Source organism: Brucella sp. NBRC 113783 (assembly GCF_040372265.1).
Taxonomy (GTDB): domain Bacteria; phylum Pseudomonadota; class Alphaproteobacteria; order Rhizobiales; family Rhizobiaceae; genus Brucella; species Brucella teleogrylli.
In genome coordinates, this window is record NZ_BAABRX010000001.1 from 1,042,214 (window position 1) to 1,061,951 (window position 19,738).

Genomic DNA, 19,738 nt, shown 5'->3' on the forward strand with positions numbered 1-19,738 from the left:
CACGTCATGGGCGATGGGCATTCGCCAGAGTGACGAATTCTTCGACGCTGAGCGTTTCGGCGCGGCGGGTGCCGTCAATGCCGGTCTTTTCCAGAAGGGCCGCACCGCCGATGGGTTTCAGGCTCTGGCGCAGCATCTTGCGCCTTTGTCCGAAAGCGGCCTGCGTCACCTGACCGAGTGCCGCCGCATTGCAGGGCAGCGGATTTTCGAGCGGAACGATGTGCACCACGGACGACATGACTTTCGGCGGCGGTGTAAAGGCCTGCGGTGGCACGTCGAACGCGATCCTGGATTTTGTCCGCCAGCCTGCCAGCACGCCGAGGCGTCCATAATGATCGCTGTCGGGTGTTGCCACAATGCGTTCTGCCACTTCGCGCTGGAACATCAGCGTCATGGAGGAATAGAACGGCGGCCACGGCTCGACCAGAAGCCAGTTCAAAAGCAGCTGCGTGCCGACATTATAGGGCAGATTGGCCACGATGCGCGGCTTGGGGCCATCGGGAAACAGTGTCTTGAAATCCTGCTCCAGCGCATCGCCGGAGATGATCCGCAAGCGGCCCGGATAATGGGCCTCTATTTCCGCCAGCGCCTCAAGGCAGCGTTCGTCGCGCTCGATTGCCGTCACGTAGGCGCCCTGCGCCAGAAGGGCGCGGGTCAACCCACCGGGGCCGGGGCCAACCTCGATAACTGGCTGGTCCTTCAGATCGCCCGCCTGACGGGCGATCTTGGAAGTCAGATTGAGATCGAACAGAAAATTCTGCCCGAGAGACTTCTTCGGCATCAGGTCATGCCGTTCGATGACTTCGCGAAGGGGGGGCAGATTGTCGATGCTCATGCCTTGGAACCTGTTGTATTTTTTGCCAGCTCATGCGCAAGCCGGATCGCTGCCATCAGACTGTCTGGTCGCGCTAAGCCCTGACCTGCAATGTCGAACGCTGTGCCATGATCCGGCGAGGTGCGGATAAAGGGCAGGCCCAGCGTCACATTGACGGTTTCGTCAAAGGCGAGCGCCTTGGCTGGTATCAGGGCCTGATCGTGATACATGCAGATGGCTGCATCATATGCCGCACGCGCTTGAGGGTGGAACATCGTATCGGCGGGCAGGGGACCGCGCACGTCGATGCCCTCCAGTTGCAATTGTTCCACTGCGGGGCGAATGATCGCGTCGTCTTCCTTGCCCATGGCGCCGCCTTCGCCCGCATGCGGGTTGAGGCCGGAAAGCGCCAGACGCGGCTTGGCAATCCCGAACCGCTCGCGCAGTTCATGCGCCGTGATGCGCGACACTTCGAGAATATTCTCGGTCGTGAGCTGGCGCGGCACTTCCACAAGCGGGATGTGAATGGTCACGGGGACGGCGCGCAATTGCGGCCCGGCGAGCATCATCACCGGCGTGATTGTCGTGCCAGCGTGATGGCTTGCAAGCTCTGCCAGAAATTCGGTGTGCCCCGGATGCTGGAATCCGGCTTCATAAAGTGGCTTCTTGGCAATCGGGCAGGTGACGACGGCGGACGTCTCGCCAGCGAGCGTAAGCGCGACAGCGCGCTCAATCGCTTCAACTGTGCCTGCGGCATTGTCAGTCAGTGGTTTACCAGCGCTTTCGCTGTGCTTGTTCACGAGCGGCAAGACGGGCAAAGCGCGTGCAAAAACCTCGCGCGATGCGGCAGCGTCTGCGACCGCTTCGATCTGGACGTCGAGATTGAGAAGCCGCGCGCGTGCTTCAAGCTGTGCAGGATCGGCCAGCAGCACAAAAGGGGGCAGGGACAATTCATCCCGTCTGAGCCAGACGGCCAGCGCGATATCCGGGCCGACACCGGATGGGTCGCCGATAGTAACCGCGAGCGGAAGAACAGACTGTGCGCACATGCTTCTGATTCCAAAAATAAAGCTGGCAACCGGAAAATACCGTGCCAGCTCATATCATTGCCTTATCCTGAACGACAGCTGTGCTGTCGCCGGAATGTTAGCGATTAACGATGGTGGCTTTCTTGCGCAGCTCATCCAGATATTTGGTGGCAAGCGCGTCCGCCTTCTTTTCCTGACCTTCTGGCGTGTCCGCGCCCTCCATGGAGAAAACGAGCTGTGCGACGCGGTCATCGGAAAGCTGGCGCGTGGCGCAGACGGCGAGGAATTCGACGCCCTTTTCCGTGTCATGCGGCGGTGTCGTGCGGCCCACGCCAGCGGCCTTCACATCCTTCGACCATTCACCCGGCAGCTGCTGTTCGATAATGCGCCCAAGATCGCGGACAGTCACATCGATAATGCCTTTTGCCTGCTGGCGCGTCGCGTCGCAGCTCTGGAAGCGCGAACGAAGCGCATTGGCTTCCTGACGGCGCTTGGCGAGAAGGGCGGGCGACCGCTTAGAGGTCGGTACGACGAAGATGACCTGCTGCAGATGATATTCGGTCGCAACAGGCTTCTTGCCGCCGTCCTTCAGCATGCGCTGAACGGCATCCTGTTCGCTAACCATGCCTGTGGCACGAAAACGAGCGCTGACAAGGCGTCCCCAGCCCATCTGGACCATGATGTATTTCTTGAAATGGTCCGGCGTAACACCTGCCTGATTGAGCACTTGATTCAACTGCGCAAGCGTCATCTTGTTGCGCGTGGCAAAGCCCGCATAGGCCTGATCGACTTCCTGATCGGAAACGTTGATGCCGCGGCTCTTCATCTCGATGCGCTTCAGCATTTCGTCAGTCAGTTCCTGACGGGCGAGCTGGGCGGTATTGCCGCCCTTGCGCTGCAGCTTCAAAAAAGCTGCCCGGCGCTGAATATCGCCATTGGTGATCGCATTGCCGGAAACGACAACCTTGACCTCAGCTTCCCCAGCGGCAAAAGCCGAGGTGGGAAGCGCAACCGTGCCGAGCGCCGTCAGACAGACAGCCGCGCTTAACAGGGAGGCGAAAAGAGGTCTTGCAAACATCATCTTGTTTCCCGATTTCCTTACGGTCGGTGAACGAAACCCTTCACCGGATGTGCTCATTCGGTTCCGGATATGCTTGTCATCGAGCCGCAAGAGTATCGGAAACCAACTATATTGCTGTCTGTATAGAGGAGCCAGTGCGGCGAAACAATGACCCTCGCGCATTTTACAAGACGATTGGAGATTGTTTACTGAACGAAATCGCAAATTTCGGAAGTGCCGTTTTTTATTGGGAACAGCTTTGAGCAGATTTGATCGGAAACATAAGAATATGTTTCCGATCAAAAATCTTAGAATGTCTGGTTGCCACTGCCGATATCGCCGAGCGTGCGCAACGAGATGTTGAAGCCGATGCCGTGCGAAGCCTTGTCCTCACCGGGATTACGCGTCTGCGTATATGCCATCATGTAAGTGAAGCATTCGTCATCATAGGCAAGGCCGGACGATGCACGGACGAGGGTATTCGACACGAGATCGTAAGTGCCCGAGCCGAAAACACGCCAGTTCGCATTGACCTTGGCCGAAGCGGTGCCGCTCACTTCCTGACGCAAATCATTATAGCCATAGGCTGGTTGTGGCGTGATATAGGCGTATTGCGCCGTGAGCGTCAGCTTTTGCCAGCTCTGCTGCACTTCCAGTTCACCGCGACGTACCGACAGGCTGTCCTTATCGAAGCGACCGCGTGCAGCCAGCGCCAGACCGGTCGAATTGGACGTGCCAATCATCGCAACATAGTCCGAACGTGCGCTGTCGAGACCCGAATCCGCACCGACATTCACGAAGTCGCTCGTTGCATAGGAATTCAGGCCGCCCAGCTGGAACGACTGCCCCGCCAAGGCGTAGAGCGCCCAATCGCTGTTGTTGAAGCTGCCGGAGTAGCGGAAGCCGAGATTGGCGCGCGTGCCGCCTTCAACGCGGTCATAACCAGAGAACTTGTCGCGCGAGAACAGGTTCGTCGCGTCGAAGACAAAGCTCTGTGCATCTTCGTTCGGCAATTCACCAGCATAACGCTCATTGTTGCGCACATAGATCTGCGCAATTGGTTCGAGGATATGCGTTGAACTGGTGCTCGAGAACAGGATCGGCCAGCGCAATTCGAGGCCCGCAGTCGCCATGGCGCGCAGTGCTTCGGAGCGTACGACGGCGTCTGTGTATCCAGCGGAGGAAAGATCGAGATTCGTATTGGCACCAATTGCATCGGCACGCAATGCGAGCAATGGCGTAATAACCAGGCCGGATGGCGTGATGTAGGTACGCTTCCATTCCGCTTCACTCGTTAAACGAGCACTTGTTCCACCAAAACCCGGTACACGAGGGTAGCGAGTACCCAAAGGCGTCACATTATCGTTGTCGCGATAAAGCGCTTGCAGATTGGTGTTGATGCTCAACTCGCCGCCATAAACAGATTCAGGCAGCGTATAGGAATAATCCAGACTTGGAAAAACCCAAGGCTGCTTCGAATGTATCTCGTTTGGATCGCCCGGCAGAAGGGACTCCTGCACATTGAAGCGATAGAAATTCAGATCGAAGTAATTACGGTTGTTGATACCGGTCAGGTAAATCTTCGAAACCTGCGTTCCGGCGTTATATCCTTCGATATTATAGGTGCGGCTGAAATTACGGTCGCTTTGGGCCATGACGTCCCAGCCGTAACGCCAACGGGAATTGATCTCGAAATCACCTTTCGAGGACACCATGCCGCGGTTGTCCACATCGCGATCAACCGTCGCGACATCAAACTCACCGGGTTTGGCCTGATGCATGCCTGCGATACGCAGGTTATAGGTGCCGTTTTCAAGGCGATGGCGCCACTCGGCTTCGGTCAGGAAGCCCTGCTTCGTGTAATAGGTCGACGAAAGGGTCACGTCGTAATTCGGTGCAAGAGCCCAGAAATAGGAGTTCTTGATGCCGAAACCGAGATCGTCCTTATAGGCAAAGCCCGGGAACAGGAAGCCGCTCTTGCGCTTGACCGTTGGGTCAGCCATTTCAAACGCCGGGAACCAGGCCAGCGGAATGCCGAGAAACTCGAACTTGCCGCGCTCGAACCGCACCGTCTTCGTGGTGCTGTTCCAGATGATCTTGCGGGCCTTGATTTGCCACAGAACAGGCCTGTCGGGGTCTTTCTTACACGCTTCGCAAGCCGTGTAGACGCCGTTATTGAATGTCGTGATTTCGCCGTTGCTGCGCTCAGCACTTTCGGCGGCAAAACGCGTATTATCCGTCGTCTCGACGCGCAGGCCATTGACGAAGCCGTCGCGGAAACTGTCGGTGACATCCATGTGATCGGAATAGATTTTGTTGCCGTCGCGTTCGACAACTTCCACATTCCCGGTCGCCGTCATGCGTCGGGTTTGCTGGTTATAGGTCACCTTATCGGCGACAAGGCGGTTGCCGTCATACTCGATCTTGACCCGACCCTGAGCGGTAACGGTGTTCACATCGCGATCATAGACAAGCTCATCCGCCTGCAGAAGCATCCGTGCATTCGGATCGCTCTGATAATTGGCTCCCAATGCGTCCTGCGCCGAAGCGGGCGAGGGCATGACTGCGACAGATATGAAAGGCAAAGCAAGGACGCACGCCAAGGCGGTCCCGCGCGAGAAGCGCGTGAGCAGCTGGGGCAATACCATGCGGGTGTTACTCAAACCCACTAACCATCCTCCTTATGCAACAAAAAGGAGACACCAAAGAATGTCGCAATAATCACAGGAACCCAGGCAGCTACAAACGGCGGGACGAATCCCGCATTGCCGAATGCTTTGACCAGTACCGAAACGACATAAAGCATGAAGCCAGCGACAACGCCACCCAGAATCATCGCGCCGGACTGGCCGAAACGCACAAATTTCAGGGACACTGTTGCAGCAATGAGCGTCATCGCCATCAGAAGCGCAGGCAAAGCCAGAAGTGACTGGTATTGCATGTCAAATGCGTTTGCTGAATAGCCGAATGAACGCGCGACTTCGATCTTGCGTCGTAGTTGGGTGAAGGGAATCGTATCGGGAGAAGCGAGCTTCTCTTCGACATATTCGGGTCGCAGCTGCGTGGGGATCGCAAAACTGTCCATTTTCTTGGGCTCTTCGCCGCGCGCGAATCGCGTCACGTCGGTAAGCTGCCAATGACCATCCATCAGCTGGGCCACGCGGGCGTCGTAACGCACGCTGATATTCTTCTGGCTGTCGAACTGGATGAATGTCGCGTCGGCCAGCCTCGCGCCCTGATCCAGAATGCTCTTCGCGCCGATGATGGTTTCGCCTTCGTCGGTCTTCTGGCGAAGCCATGGATCGCGCAGCGCGGAAACATCGGTCACTTTGCCGTTTTTCCATGTCGCCGCAATTTCCTCAGCCTTGGAGAAGCCATAGGCCGCCAGCGGATTGAGCACCAGAATCGTCGCGACGCCGAATAGCAGCGCGCCGAAGCAGGCGGGCAGCAGAAATTGCCAGGCCGAGACACCAACCGAACGCGCGACGACCAGCTCATATTTGCGGTTAAGCGAAATCAGCGTCGCCATTGCGGAAAACAGCGCCACGAATGGAATCATCTGCTGCATGATAAACGGCACGCGCATGGCGGAAAGGCCAAGCGCCGCCCACACCGTATAGTCAGGCAGATTGGAGAGTTTGCTGGCATTCTCGGTGAAGTCGAGAAGCATCGAAAGCGCGAAAATGCCGAGCAGAAAATAGAAGGTGATCTGCACGTAGCGCGTGAAGAAGTATCGACCGAGCGTCCAACCGATCATGCCTGACCTCCCGCATTGCCGCGGAAGCGGCCCGTCACGCGATCATAAAGATCGGAAACAAACTTCCGGAGACGGTCGAAGCTGTCGAGCAATCTGTCGTTCCACTTGTTGGGCAGCCCGATGCTGCGCCCGGTCGCCAGCGCAAAACCGGTGAAGAGCATGACGGCAATCGGCACGAAATACATCACGACAATATAGGATGCGTCCTTGTCTGCGCGATCCGAGGCGAAATACCCGGCCCAATAGACGAGAAGGGCGGTGCTGATGGCCGAAAACGATGCGGACACCCGTGCTTCACGATGCGAGCGGGAATCGCCGGCGAAAGCCAGTGCGATCATCGCAAAGACCACCGGATAGAGCCATTGTGTCAAACGGCGATGCAGTTCCGCCTTATAACGCAGCGGGCGCGTTTGCAGGATCGGATCGTTCGGGTCCGGATTGAGCAGATAGGACAGCGGACGGTCCTTGGCATAAATCACATAATCGTCGCCGGCAGAGGCAAACTGGCTGAGGTCGAAAGCATAGGAATCGAATTTGATGATCGAAACCGTGCCATCGGACACACTGCGGCGCTGCACTTCGCCATTCTGCATGAGCAGCATGTTGGCGCCGGTCTCCGTCGTGGCGATGCCACCGTCGGCTGCGTAATAGATGAGATCGAGCGACGGATCGCGGGAATCCGCGATGAACAATCCGCCAATGCTACCATCGGAACGGCGCTCGGCCACCTGAATATAGAGATTGTCAGCCAACTTGCGGAAGCTGCCTTCCTGCACGATCAGATTGACGAGGTCGGCGCTGGCATTGGCGATCATCGCGCGCATGTTCATGCGCGCATAAGGATCGACATAATTGGCGACGAGAAACGAAACGATGGAAATCACCGCCGCAAGCATCAGAATCGGGCGCATGACAGCACTGCGCGGCGCGCCCGATGCATTGATGACGACAAGTTCGGAGTCCTGGTTCATCGTCGAGAGCGTCTGGGTGATGGCGATGATCAGTGCAAAAGGCATCACCAGCGGGATGGCGGACGGGATCAGCAGCGAACTGAACTGAATGATCGTCTGAAAAGTCTGTCCGCTGGTCGTCAGAAAGTCGATGCGCTGAAGCACCTGCACCGTCCACGTAATGCCCACCGCCGCGCCCAGCACCGCGAGGAACATGATCGCCACGCGGCGCAGGATGTACAACTCTATCAATCGCATAGGTGGAGTTTACATCCCGGTTCCGTTGAAGGAGCCCATTCACCATTTTGGAACGGCACTCGCAATAATGAACTTAATCTAATGCCGCTTGGCTAAGATTGCCCGAATAAACGCAGTTAACAGATTACTAAAAGCGAAGCGCTGGCGCTAGCTGTTGTCTGTTAAAAGGATTGAAATGTCCGAGGCAACATGTTTCTGCGCAACAGCTGTTGGAATGACCGAGGGTGTGACCAGAATATCGATTGCATGTGATGGCGCTTCACCCAAGTTAACGCAAAACTGATAAGGAAGGGCTTGCACCCTTGCTGTTTCGCCATATTCGTCTCACATGAGTGATGAAAAGTCGCGACACAATCGTGTCATTTGTTCATCGGCCATCGGTTTGGAGTTATCATGTCTAAACGTCCTTCGATTTCTTTCAGCGCGTTTGAAGCACCCGAAAAAGGCGCAGCCATCGTTCTGGTTGCCAAAGGCGGAGGCTTCGCTGAAGAGGCGGCGCAGGCTGTCGGTGGGGCGGAAAAGATTGCGCGCATCCTCGAAATCTCGGATTTCACCGGCGCATTGGGCAAGACTGCTGAAGCAATCGAAACGACGGCTGGCGGCATCGACAAGATTATTCTCGTCGGCGTTGGCGAGCCGGGCAAGCTTGGCAATGACGACTGGCTGAAGATCGGCGGTGCGGCATTTTCGCGAATCGGCAAGTCCGAGCGCGCGACTGTCACGCTGGCTCTGCCGGAAACGACGATTGCGGGCGACGAAGCTGCCGATGTGGCGCTTGGCATGATTCTGCGGTCCTACAAGTTCGACCGTTACAAGACGCGCAAGAACGAGGAAAACGCCGAGCCGAAACACGCCGCGAAGATCACCATCAACGTTGCCGATACGCACAGCGCGAAGAAGGCCTTTGAAGTGGCTGAAGCCATTTCCGATGGCGTCATTCAGGCGCGCAATCTCGTCAACGAGCCGGCCAATGTACTCGGCCCGGTGGAGTTTGCCGAAGAAGCGGAAAAGCTTGAGAAGCTCGGCGTGAAGATCGAGATTCTCGGTGAAAAGGAAATGAAGAAGCTTGGCATGGGCGCGCTTCTCGGGGTTGCGCAAGGATCGGTGCGCCCGCCGCGTCTCGTCGTCATGGAGTGGCAGGGCGCGAAGGGCAAGGAAAAGCCCGTCGCATTTGTCGGCAAGGGCGTCGTGTTCGACACGGGCGGCATTTCGATCAAGCCCGCTGGCGGCATGGAAGACATGAAGGGCGATATGGGTGGCGCGGCAGCCGTAACGGGCCTGATGCGCGCGCTGGCCGGACGCAAGGCCAAGGTCAATGCGATTGGTGTGATCGGCCTTGTGGAAAACATGCCTGACGGCAATGCGCAGCGTCCAGGTGACATCGTCACCACCATGTCTGGCCAGACCATCGAGGTTATCAACACCGATGCGGAAGGCCGTCTGGTGCTGGCGGATGCGCTGCACTACACCAATGATCGCTTCAAGCCGCGCTTTATCATCAATCTGGCCACGCTGACCGGCGCGGTCATGGTTGCGCTCGGCCAGTATCATGCAGGTCTGTTCTCCAACGACGATGAACTCGCTGACCAGCTTTACGATGCCGGTCAGGCGACGGGTGAGAAGTTGTGGCGTCTGCCGCTCGGCGCCGAATATGACAAGATGATCGATTCGAAATTCGCCGATATGAAGAACAGCGCCGGTCGTTACGGCGGCTCGATCACCGCTGCTCAGTTCCTGAAGCGCTTTGTCGGTGAAACGCCGTGGGCGCATCTCGACGTGGCAGGCACAGCAATGGGGTCTCCGGCAAATGAATATAGCCAGACCTGGGCTTCCGGTTACGGCGTGCGTCTGCTCGACCGCCTTGTCCGCGACCATTTCGAAAGCTAAACTCTTTTTGAAACAAGAAGATGGGGCGGGAATGTGAATCATTTTCTCCGCCCCGCTTCGCAGACAGTTCTGGGAAGTGCATGGCAGAAATCCTGTTCTACCATCTGACGGAATCGACACTCGACGAAGCTCTGCCGGGCCTCGTCGAGCGATCGCTTGGGCGCGGCTGGCGCGTGACGGTGCAGACCGTCAGCGAGGAAAGGCGGGATGCGCTGGACAATCTGCTGTGGACCTTCTCCGACACGTCCTTCGTTGCCCACGGCACCGATGCGGAACCGAACCCGGAGCTGCAGCCTGTCCTGCTGACGACGACCGAAAACAATGCCAATGGCGCAACCGTCCGCTTTCTGGTGGAAGGCGCCGGGCTGGAGCAGGTCGGCAATTTCGAACGGCTTGTGGTGATGTTTGACGGTCACGATCAGGACCAGCTCGATATTGCGCGCGGACAATGGAAAGCCTTCAAGGCGGAGAACCACGATTTGACTTACTGGCAGCAGACGCCGGATCGCCGCTGGGAGCGGAAAGCCTGATGCGTCCGGTTTTTGTTGCGATGATCGTGGCGGGCGTCGGGCTTGGCTTGGGCTACCCGTGGTATATGCGCCATTTCACCGGCAGCGAGATCGGTCGCTGGACAATGCTGGAAAACCGGCAGAGCGGTTTCAAGGTGCAGCAAGTGCGCCTTGAAACGGGCGATGCGCCGGTGCGGGTCTTCATCGATGCCACGCCTTTGCCGGGCTATGTGCCTGCAGAACGCCGGTCCGCGCTGACGCTTGCCGTCAGCCGCGACGGCCAGCCGGTTCTGTCGCAGGGGCTTGATTTCGTTTCGAACAGCAGCTCCGTCAATACGGACCGCCCGCAGGACGGGACGCCGCTGCGCCAGAGTGCGGGCGATATTGATCCGGTCATCCCCGGCCAATATGCGTTTCGTCTTGTTCAGGGCAATACGGACGGCCTGCAAATATCGAAGGCCGATCTGGTTCTGCGCCGTGGAGCGGAAACACCGGACGAAACCTTTACCACCATCGGTCTGGTTTTGGGCGTGCTGGGCGTCTATGGCCTGATGCGCACCCGTCTGCGCCGACAGAGCTGATCCTATGCAGCTTGTCCGCACCATTTCAGACCGTTTGCTTTTGCTTCTTTTGTCGGCTGTGGTGGCATTTATCGCCTTGTTTCCGCTTGAGCGGCTTGGCGTTTTCGGCTCGTCTTTTGAAGGATCGAGCGGATACGTCGCGGTCTATTTCGGATTTCCGATCCTGACCGTCATTTTCGCGGTTCTGGCAGTCCGCTTCGGGCCAAGACCGTTGCCGGTCTGGGCGCGCATCGCCGGATGGGTGCTGCTGGCGCTTGTGTTCGCTCTTGGATTTATCGGTTGAGCAATGGCGGATTAATCCGCCATCGCCTCTTCATATTCCGATGAAAGCTCCAGCCATTTTTCTTCCGCGCTCGCGAGCGCGGATTTCGCATCGCTCATATCCTTGTTGATGCGAATGGCTTTCTGAGGCTCTTTCTCGTAGAGCGCCGGATCTTCCAGTTGAGCGGCGAAAGCTTGAATCTGTTTCTGCAGTTTCTGCATCAAGCTTTCGGTTTCCTTGATCTTTTTCTGCAAGGGCGCCATGGCTTCACGCTTTTGCGCGGCAAGCTTGCGCTGCTCCGCCTTGTTGACCTTCGGCCCTTCGTCACGTTCGGAAGCCGGTTCACCCTTGGCGTCGGCCAGAACGATCTGGCGATATTCATCAAGATCGCCTTCAAACGCTTTCACGCCGCCCTCGCGCACCAGCCAAAGCCGTTCCATCGTGGCTTCGATCAGATGGCGGTCATGCGCGATCAGGATGACAGCACCGTTGAAGGCGTTGAGTGCGTGGACCAGCTCTTCGCGACTGTCGATGTCGAGATGGTTGGTCGGTTCGTCGAGGATCAAAAGGTTTGGACCGTGGAAGGTCGCAAGCCCCATCAGAAGACGCGCTTTCTCCCCGCCAGAAAGATCCTTGGCGGGTGTCAGCATCTTTTCCGTCGAAAGCCCCATTCGCGCCACGCGCGAGCGAACCTTTGCTTCGGGCTCGGTCGGCATCAGCTTGCGCACATGTTCGCTGGCGTTGTCTTCCGGCACCAGATCGTCCAGCTGATGCTGTGCGAAAAAGGCCACCTTCAGATTGGGTGAAATGGTCAGCGTGCCGTTTTCAGGCTTCAACCGGCCCGCGATCAGCTTGGCCAGTGTGGACTTACCATTGCCGTTTGATCCCAGCAGCGCGATGCGGTCATCATTATCGATGCGCAGCGTCACATTGCGCAGCACCGGCTTGCCCGGCACGTAGCCGACATCGGCGTGGTCCAGCGCGATGATGGGCGAGGCGGCCTTCTTTTCCGCGTCGGGAAAGCTGAACGGCTGCACATGGCTCTCGACATAAAGGTCGATCGGTTTCAACCTCTGCAACGCCTTGAGGCGGGACTGCGCCTGCTTGGCCTTGGTGGCCTTGGCGCGGAACCGCTCGACAAAGGATTCCATGTGCTTGCGGTGCGCTTCCTGCTTGGCATGGGCCTTTTGCTGCAATTCCAGCATTTCATGCCGCTGCCGCTCGAACTGATCGTAATTGCCGCGCCAGAAGCTGATTTTCTTCTGGTCGAGATGCATAATCGAGGTCGTGGCCGAATTCAAAAGATCGCGGTCATGGCTGATGATGATGACTGTGTGCGGATAACGCTTCACATAGTCGACCAGCCACAGCACGCCTTCAAGATCGAGATAGTTGGTCGGTTCGTCGAGCAGCAGCAGGTCCGGTTCGGCAAACAGCACCGCAGCCAGCGCCACGCGCATGCGCCAGCCGCCGGAGAAGGCCGACGCCGGGCGCCGTTGCGCTTCCGCGTTGAAGCCGAGACCGGACAGGATCGCGCCTGCGCGCGCTTCGGCTGAATGGGCGTCGATATCGGCAAGCCGCGTGTGAATTTCTGCGATGCGATGCGGGTCGGTCGCTGTTTCGGCTTCCTCCAGAAGCGCGGTGCGCTCCTTGTCCGCCTTCATGACGATTTCGATCAGCGCTTCCTCGTTGCCGGGGGCTTCCTGCGCCACCTGACCGATGCGGGTGTTCTTCGGCACTGATACGCTGCCGGTTTCCGGCGCGAGATCACCGGTGATCACCCGAAACAAGGTGGACTTTCCGGTGCCGTTGCGACCGACGAAACCGGTCTTCGACCCAGCTGGCAGCGTCACGCTGGCATGATCGATCAGAAGGCGTCCGGCGATGCGGACGGAAATGTCATCGAGAATAAGCATGGACAGGCTTTTGCACGGCTCCGGGCGTTTCCGCAAGTATCAACATAGATCAGGCGAAGCGGCGACCGCCTTCCGTGCGCTGGAATTGCGAGAGATCAAGCGATGGGGCGCTGGTGCCGAGCCGCGTCAGAGCCGCATGGATCTGGCCGCGATGGTGGGTCTGGTGATTGAACAGATGCGCAAGCGAAGGCGCCAGTCGCTGGCTCATCGTGCGCATGTCGGAAACGGTCGTGTAGGTAAAGCGCCCTGCGAGCTTGTCGGCGTTTAACCCTTCGGTATAGCGGCAGATGCGCTCATCCTCGGCATGGCGCAGATCGCGCAGCGTGATGAAATTGTCGGTGATGATGGCGTCGAGTTGCTTTGGATGGTCGCCTTCGCCGGTAAAACGCTTCATCCAGATGCGGTCGGTAACCAGGAGATGGTTGAGCGTGCGATGGACCGAGCCGAAAAACAGGCCGAGATCCAGCCGGTATTCTTCATCGCTCAGATCGGCAGCGGCTGCATAAAGCAGTTCGTTCGCCCAGCGATTGTACCACGCAAACATTTGAAAATGCTGTTCCATGCAATCCCCCGCTATCTGACAGCCTGAATCAGAATGGCGTTATCTATGCCTTCAAATTTCTGCCGTCTCAAGCCGGTAAACGGGTGGCGATGCTCGCTAGCTCTTGGCAATCAGGCCTATCGACGGTATAGAGCCTCACTTTTCTAAAATTTCCCAGCAAACAAGGTGTCATAATGGCAATCGAACGTACCTTCTCCATGATCAAGCCCGACGCGACCCGCCGCAACCTGACCGGCGCAATCACCGCCAAGCTTGAAGAAGCTGGTCTGCGTGTTGTCGCTTCGAAGCGCGTCTGGATGAGCCTGCGTGAAGCACAGGGCTTCTACGCTGTTCACAAGGATCGTCCTTTCTTCGGCGAACTGACTGAATTCATGTCTTCGGGCCCGACGATCGTTCAGGTTCTCGAAGGTGAAAACGCAATCGCCAAGAACCGCGAAGTCATGGGCGCCACCAACCCTGCAAATGCAGACGCTGGCACGATCCGCAAGGAATTCGCCCTGTCGATCGGCGAAAACTCGGTTCACGGTTCCGACGCTCCGGAAACCGCTGCCGAAGAAATCGCTTACTGGTTCTCGGGCACCGAAATCGTCGGCTAATCCGATCCGCATGCATGAGAAAAGCCGGGCTCGCGCCCGGCTTTTTTGTATCTTTTCTCAAATCAGATCAGAGATTTTGCGCCAGTGTCGCGATCTCTTTGCCTTCCTGATCGAGAAGGACGAGCTTGCCTACCGTATCAATCTTGTAGGATCGCGTTCTGGTCAATGTGTCGAGGAACTTGCGTTCCTGGTTCATGAGTGCGGGTGGACACTGCATGTAGGTCGATCCGACCTCGGCAAAGGAAATATTCTCGCCCGTCACCGTGGCTTTGCTGAAATAACGATTGCAGCCGCCCGAACCGCTGACGGATCCATCGGAGGTGACGGTCAGTGTGGTCTGGGCATTGTCGATCACGCCGCCACCCTGAATGTCTTCTGCCAGCCAGTCCTTGCCTTCAATACCGATGGACACGGCTTCGTCGGCGCTCTTGCGAACCATGACGACGCGCATTTCCACCGGAGCACCGGGATTGGCCGGATCGATGGTGTAATTCTGGTCATTGACGAACCAGAGCGTATCGCCAGCCGTGATGCGGGCCTGCAAGGCGTAGGTGTGGCCGGATTGAATCTGATCGGTGTCGAAATTAATCGCGAAGGGGATCGGCGATCCTTGCGCGGATTCAATGCGAGTTTCGGCAATCGTTGTGGACGGCGCATCGGCAAGCGAAATATCCGCAAGCTGCACGGTCAGCTTGGCCTCGGGGGGCAGGGCAATGCGCTCACGATACATGACCTTGCCACTGACAGTCTTTTCCGCAGCAATGCTGCTGGTCGGCATGGACGTGGTCAGAAACAAGGCGGCGCCACCAAGCGCGCCAAGACCGACCACAAGGGCCGCCGCAATGGAAAGAGTGCTTTTCAGTAGTTTTCGCATTCTTAAAGTCCGAAACCTGATTCCTGCACAGTCGGGGAGAATCCCCGTCGTGACAGTGTTGCCGTGCCCATTGCTCCGTTCGCGATCCATATCTGACGGGAGCCTGATTCACTCCGCTGACAGTAATGAAATCTTCATGTGAAAATTGTGGCAGCACAAGTAAATGCGACCCAAATTACCCTTTATTTTAGGGGTTTAAATAGTTAATTCGCACTTAAAGATAAACGCAGTTTTCAGCAAATAGATCAGCGCACTGTTTGGACGGCTCAAGTATCGCGCGACTTGCCCCATCGTTGCCGACTCAAATCGTCGTCTGCCTTGGCCTCTACCCACCCATCCGCAGTGCCATCGGCGAGGTGTTCGCGCTTCCAGAACGGTGCGCCGGTCTTCATGAAATCCATCAGGAAAGAGGCGGCCTCGAAGGCGGCGAGGCGATGCGCGGAAGCGGTCGCGACAAGGACGATATTGTCGCCGGGCTTGATGAGCCCATAGCGATGAATGACGGATATGCCGAGAAGCGGCCAGCGCGCCATCGCCTGTTCGGCAATGCGCCTGATCTCGGCTTCGGCCATGCCCGGATAATGTTCAAGTTCAAGCGCAGAGAGGCGGCCATTTTCGTCCCGGCAAAGCCCGGAGAAGGTGACTATGGCCCCGATATCCTTGCGCCCGTCGCGAAGCTTTTCCACTTCCGCCGCCGCGTCGAAATCATCTTCGCGAACGCTGACGAACAGCGGGCAAATTGGTTGCCCGCTCATCTCAGCCACCCGTCATGGGCGGGAAAAGTGCTACCTCGTCGCCGTCCTGAATGCATTCGTGGTGTTCGGCATGTTCCTGATTGATCGCCGCGCGGATAACGTCGCCATGTTCGAAAGCGGCTTCATATTCTTCGCCGTGGGTTCTCAGCTGGCTAATGAGTTCGCCGACCGTCACTTTCGGGGCAGGGAGGACGATGAGGTCCTCATCCTTGCCGATTTTCTCCCGCACCCAGGCGAAATAGACGACTTTAACGCTCACGAGCTTAATCCATCACGTGCTTCAGGCCTGCCTTGAAGTAATCCCAGCCCGTATAAAGCGTGAGGATTGCCGAAATCCACAGCAGGACAATGCCCAGTTCCGTTACATAGGGCATGATTTTATCACCGGCAGGGCCAGCGAGCAAAAAGGCCAATGCAACCATTTGCGCTGTGGTTTTCCACTTCGCAAGACGCGAAACCGGAACGCTAACTTTCAGTTCCGCCAGATATTCACGCAGGCCGGAAACCAGAATTTCGCGACACAGGATGATGATCGCCGCCCAGAGCGTCCAGCCGGCGATGGTGCCATCGGCGGCCAGAAGCAGCAGAATGGCGGATACGAGAAGCTTGTCTGCGATCGGGTCAAGCATGCGACCGATGGTCGAGGTCTGCTTCCAGATACGGGCAAGATAGCCGTCGAAGAAATCGGTGATGCTGGCCACGATAAACAGGCCAAGAGCGGTCCAGCGCGCGAAGTCGCTGGATTCGAGGCGCCCCTCCACAAAGAAGCACAACACCACAAGCGGCACGGCGACAATCCGTCCATATGTGAGGATGTTGGGCAAGGAGAGGGTATGTTTGTTCTGCATTGTTCCGCCGTAACGTTATTTTGTGCACATCAACAGGGATGACCAATAAAATCAACTCTTGTGCAGGTGTTCTGCTCGGACCTTATGACGCTGGCGCGCAAAAGCGCATCAAAATTGCGTCACCGGTCACGAAAATGATCGTGAATGGTGCGTGCCATTGCCTCCGATATGCCGTCGATCTGCATCAGGTCTTCCATCGCCGCACGGGAAACAGCCTTTGCCGTTCCAAAATGATGCAGCAATGCGCGTTTGCGCGATGGACCGATTCCCGCAATTTCATCGAGCGGGTTCTTGACCATTTCTTTCTTGCGCCGTGCGCGATGCGTGCCGATGGCGAACCGGTGCGCCTCATCGCGCATGCGCTGGATGAAATAGAGAACCGGATCGCGCGGCGGCAGGGTGAAAGGCTGCTTGCCCTCCACGAAAAACCGTTCGCGTCCCGCTTCACGGTCCACGCCCTTGGCGATGCCGATTGCATTGACCAGATTGGCGATACCCATCTCGTTGAGAATCTGACGCACAGCCCCCACTTGCCCCTGTCCACCGTCAATGAGAATCACATCGGGCCAGGCCGGGAAACTGTCATTTATTTCAGGCACTTCAGGGCTTTCCGGATCGGGTGCTTCATCCGGCGCGCCATGCTCCTTCACCAGCCTTGAGAAGCGACGCTCGATCACTTCGCGCATCATGCCAAAATCATCGCCCGGCGTGATATCTGTCGAGCGGATATTGAACTTGCGATACTGGTTTTTGACGAACCCTTCCGGTCCGGCGACGATCATGCCACCGACGGCGTTCGTGCCCATGATGTGCGAGTTGTCGTAAACCTCGATGCGGCGTGGCGTACGCGCAAGGCCGAATGTCTCTGCCATGCCTTGCAGCAGGCGCGCCTGCGACGAGGTTTCGGCAAGTCTGCGGCCCAGCGCTTCGCGCGCATTGGTCAGGGCGTGATCGACAAGGTCCTTCTTCTCGCCACGCTGGGGCACATTGACCTGCACCTTATGACCGGCGCGGGTGGAAAGCGCCTCGGCGATGAGCGACTGTTCTTCCACGGCCTCAGACAGAAGCACAAGACGGGGGCAGGGCTTGTCGTCATAGAACTGCGACAGGAATGCGCCCAAAACTTCCGCCGGGCCAAGCGAGCTGTCGGCTTTTGGATAATAAGCGCGGTTGCCCCAGTTCTGGCCGGTGCGGAAGAAGAAGACCTGAATACAGGTCATGCCGCCTTCCTGATGGATGGCGAACACATCGGCTTCTTCGACCGTCTGCGGATTGATGCCCTGATGTGACTGGACATGCGAAAGCGCTGCCAGACGGTCGCGATAGACTGCCGCATGTTCGAAATCGAGATCGGCAGATGCCGCCTGCATGGCGGTGGCCAGATGGTCTTTCACCGACTGGCTCTTGCCGGACAGGAATGCTTTGGCCTCCGAGACCAGCTCGGCATAGTCGGCATCGCTGATTTCGCCCGTGCAGGGGCCGGAGCAGCGCTTGATCTGATAAAGCAGGCAGGGGCGGGTGCGGCTTTCGAATACCGAATCGGTGCAGGTGCGCAGCAGAAAGGCGCGTTGCAGCGCATTGATCGTGCGTCCTACCGCGCCTGCCGAGGCAAAGGGGCCGAAATAGTCGCCCTTGCGAGAGCGTGCGCCGCGATGCTTGAAAATACCCGGCGCGCGATGATCGCCCGTCAGCAGAATATAGGGAAACGACTTGTCGTCGCGCATCAGCACATTGAAGCGCGGGCGCAATCGCTTGATCAGATTGGCTTCGAGCAGCAGCGCTTCGGTTTCGGTGCGCGTGACGACAAATTCCATCATCGCCGTCTCGCGGATCATCCGCACGATGCGATTCGAATGGGCTATGCCGCGCGCATAATTGGAAACGCGTTTCTTGAGATTGCGCGCCTTGCCGACATAGAGCACGTCACCATCGCTGTTGAACATGCGATAGACGCCGGGATTGTTCGGCAGGCGCTTGACGAAGGCGTTGATGATATCCTGACCGCTGAGACCTGCCGTATCCGGCAGTCCATCGGACGAGTCCCACTGGATCTGATCGGCCATTGAAGGCGTAGCAACAATTTCGGAACCGGTGTCGTCGCTGTCTTCATCATCTTCGGCTTCCGCATCGCCAATGATAATACCGGCCACGTCCTGCTCGTCGTCGGACGGCAAGCTAGAGCCAGTATCGTCATGGTTTTTGCGGTTGCCGCTCATTCAGTGATTCCTGCAATGTCGGGGGTTTCCCATGCCAGATGCTGCCCGCCGTCAAGCGCGATCATCTGGCCGGTAATGGAACGATTCTCCCAGAAGTAACGCACTGTGCGCCCGAATTCCGGCAATTCTGGCGCACGTTGCAAGGCGACCTTGCTGACCTGTCGTTCAAAATCACCCGGTCGCTGCCGCTCACTCGGCAAGGTGGGCCCCGGCGCAATGGCGTTGACGCGAATGCGCGGGGACAATGCCTGCGCAAGCGTGCGGGTTGCATTCCAAAGCGCTGTCTTGGACAACGTATAGGAGAAGAAGTTCGGATTGAGCTTCCAGACGCGCTGGTCGATCACGTTGACGATCAACCCGTCCACTGCTTCCGGCAGAGCCTTGGCCATTGCTTCGGAAAGCATGACCGGGGCTTTGAGATGAATTGCAAAATGCTTGTCCCACAAAGCCATGTCGAGATCACCAACCCGGTCATCCTCAAACAAGGACGCATTATTGACGAGCAGGCGGATCGGGCCGATCTGACGCTCTGCTTGCGCAATAAGGCCGCGCACATCCTGCTCGGATGAGAGGTCGGCCTGAACGACGCAGGCCGTTCCGCCGCGCGCAATGATGGCATCGGCAAGAGCCTGTCCTTCTTCGATGGAACGGTTGCAGTGGATCGCAACAGGGAAGCCATGGGCTGCGAGGTCTTCGACAATCGCCTTTCCGATGCGCCGTGCGCCGCCCGTCACGAGGACCGGACATTTTGCAAGCTGGCTGACTTCCTGTTCGTTCAACACGGTAAACACTTTCTTATCGAGATTCTCTCGTGATTTTCATGCCATTTTGCTCGTCAGATTGCATCCATTAATAGCGGGAAATA

19 protein-coding genes are annotated in these 19,738 nt (G+C 57.5%); 5 read left to right on the top strand and 14 right to left on the bottom strand.

The window, feature by feature from the left end; genetic code table 11:
* Positions 1-4 precede the first annotated feature (4 nt).
* From rsmA to lptF, 6 genes are all read right to left on the bottom strand, one after another.
* Positions 5-835 (bottom strand): 16S rRNA (adenine(1518)-N(6)/adenine(1519)-N(6))-dimethyltransferase RsmA, encoded by an 831-nt coding sequence (gene rsmA, locus ABWW11_RS04815; RefSeq protein ID WP_319080385.1) that lies wholly within the window; start codon positions 833-835, stop codon positions 5-7.
* Positions 832-1,863: a 4-hydroxythreonine-4-phosphate dehydrogenase PdxA gene (gene pdxA, locus ABWW11_RS04820; protein ID WP_283735786.1), complete on the bottom strand. Its 1,032-nt coding sequence runs from the start codon at positions 1,861-1,863 to the stop codon at positions 832-834. Before pdxA ends, rsmA begins: the two co-directional genes overlap by 4 nt.
* Positions 1,864-1,960: 97 nt before the next feature.
* On the bottom strand, positions 1,961-2,923 hold the full coding sequence (locus ABWW11_RS04825; RefSeq protein WP_140024830.1) for a SurA N-terminal domain-containing protein: 963 nt from the start codon (positions 2,921-2,923) through the stop codon (positions 1,961-1,963).
* Between the two features lie 287 nt (positions 2,924-3,210).
* A complete protein-coding gene (locus tag ABWW11_RS04830; protein ID WP_283736115.1) occupies positions 3,211-5,550 on the bottom strand; it encodes an LPS-assembly protein LptD in 2,340 nt (779 codons plus the stop codon).
* 20 nt (positions 5,551-5,570) lie between these two features.
* Positions 5,571-6,659 (bottom strand): LPS export ABC transporter permease LptG, encoded by a 1,089-nt coding sequence (gene lptG, locus ABWW11_RS04835; RefSeq protein ID WP_124915599.1) that lies wholly within the window; start codon positions 6,657-6,659, stop codon positions 5,571-5,573.
* Complete coding sequence (gene lptF, locus ABWW11_RS04840) at positions 6,656-7,867, bottom strand: LPS export ABC transporter permease LptF (protein ID WP_121535607.1); 1,212 nt, start codon at positions 7,865-7,867, stop codon at positions 6,656-6,658. Before lptF ends, lptG begins: the two co-directional genes overlap by 4 nt.
* A 393-nt stretch (positions 7,868-8,260) precedes the next feature.
* Here lptF and ABWW11_RS04845 point away from each other — a divergent pair, with 393 nt between their 5' ends.
* From ABWW11_RS04845 to ABWW11_RS04860, 4 genes are all read left to right on the top strand, one after another.
* Positions 8,261-9,754, top strand: a complete 1,494-nt coding sequence (locus tag ABWW11_RS04845) for a leucyl aminopeptidase (RefSeq protein WP_319080384.1) — start codon at positions 8,261-8,263, stop codon at positions 9,752-9,754.
* Between the two features lie 80 nt (positions 9,755-9,834).
* The gene (locus ABWW11_RS04850; RefSeq protein WP_283735788.1) at positions 9,835-10,284 is read left to right on the top strand and encodes a DNA polymerase III subunit chi; all 450 of its coding nucleotides are present in this window, start codon (positions 9,835-9,837) and stop codon (positions 10,282-10,284) included.
* Entirely contained in the window at positions 10,284-10,844 is a 561-nt protein-coding gene (gene bspB, locus ABWW11_RS04855; protein ID WP_121535613.1) for a type IV secretion system effector BspB, read from the top strand. The genes ABWW11_RS04850 and bspB overlap by 1 nt, the downstream gene beginning before the upstream one ends.
* 4 nt (positions 10,845-10,848) lie before the next feature.
* Complete coding sequence (locus ABWW11_RS04860; protein ID WP_319080383.1) at positions 10,849-11,127, top strand: hypothetical protein; 279 nt, start codon at positions 10,849-10,851, stop codon at positions 11,125-11,127.
* 11 nt (positions 11,128-11,138) lie between these two features.
* On the opposite strand, the gene ABWW11_RS04865 is transcribed toward ABWW11_RS04860, so the two are convergent.
* Together ABWW11_RS04865 and ABWW11_RS04870 are read right to left on the bottom strand one after the other, a co-directional pair.
* Complete coding sequence (locus ABWW11_RS04865) at positions 11,139-13,022, bottom strand: ABC-F family ATP-binding cassette domain-containing protein (protein ID WP_319080382.1); 1,884 nt, start codon at positions 13,020-13,022, stop codon at positions 11,139-11,141.
* A 49-nt stretch (positions 13,023-13,071) separates the two neighbouring features.
* On the bottom strand, positions 13,072-13,584 hold the full coding sequence (locus ABWW11_RS04870) for a DinB family protein (RefSeq protein WP_109368675.1): 513 nt from the start codon (positions 13,582-13,584) through the stop codon (positions 13,072-13,074).
* 173 nt (positions 13,585-13,757) lie between these two features.
* Between ABWW11_RS04870 and ndk the strand changes: the two genes are divergently transcribed.
* Positions 13,758-14,180: a nucleoside-diphosphate kinase gene (gene ndk / locus ABWW11_RS04875; protein WP_109368676.1), complete on the top strand. Its 423-nt coding sequence runs from the start codon at positions 13,758-13,760 to the stop codon at positions 14,178-14,180.
* 67 nt (positions 14,181-14,247) lie between these two features.
* Here ndk and ABWW11_RS04880 read toward each other — a convergent pair whose 3' ends face one another.
* The 6 genes from ABWW11_RS04880 to ABWW11_RS04905 all read right to left on the bottom strand — a co-directional run bounded on the left by ABWW11_RS04880 (position 14,248) and on the right by ABWW11_RS04905 (position 19,664).
* A complete protein-coding gene (locus tag ABWW11_RS04880) occupies positions 14,248-15,054 on the bottom strand; it encodes a YbaY family lipoprotein (protein WP_121535619.1) in 807 nt (268 codons plus the stop codon).
* A 266-nt stretch (positions 15,055-15,320) separates the two neighbouring features.
* Positions 15,321-15,809 carry a molybdenum cofactor biosynthesis protein MoaE gene (locus ABWW11_RS04885; protein WP_283735791.1) on the bottom strand — a complete coding sequence of 163 codons (489 nt, stop codon included), beginning with the start codon at positions 15,807-15,809 and terminating at the stop codon, positions 15,321-15,323.
* 1 nt (position 15,810) lies between these two features.
* Entirely contained in the window at positions 15,811-16,068 is a 258-nt protein-coding gene (gene moaD / locus ABWW11_RS04890) for a molybdopterin converting factor subunit 1 (RefSeq protein ID WP_283735792.1), read from the bottom strand.
* A 4-nt stretch (positions 16,069-16,072) separates the two neighbouring features.
* The gene (gene pgsA / locus ABWW11_RS04895; RefSeq protein WP_078340745.1) at positions 16,073-16,657 is read right to left on the bottom strand and encodes a CDP-diacylglycerol--glycerol-3-phosphate 3-phosphatidyltransferase; all 585 of its coding nucleotides are present in this window, start codon (positions 16,655-16,657) and stop codon (positions 16,073-16,075) included.
* Positions 16,658-16,776: 119 nt separating this feature from the next.
* Positions 16,777-18,873 carry an excinuclease ABC subunit UvrC gene (uvrC, locus tag ABWW11_RS04900; RefSeq protein ID WP_319080381.1) on the bottom strand — a complete coding sequence of 699 codons (2,097 nt, stop codon included), beginning with the start codon at positions 18,871-18,873 and terminating at the stop codon, positions 16,777-16,779.
* Positions 18,870-19,664, bottom strand: a complete 795-nt coding sequence (locus ABWW11_RS04905; RefSeq protein ID WP_371835923.1) for an SDR family oxidoreductase — start codon at positions 19,662-19,664, stop codon at positions 18,870-18,872. The genes uvrC and ABWW11_RS04905 overlap by 4 nt, the downstream gene beginning before the upstream one ends.
* Between the last annotated feature and the right edge of the window lie 74 nt (positions 19,665-19,738).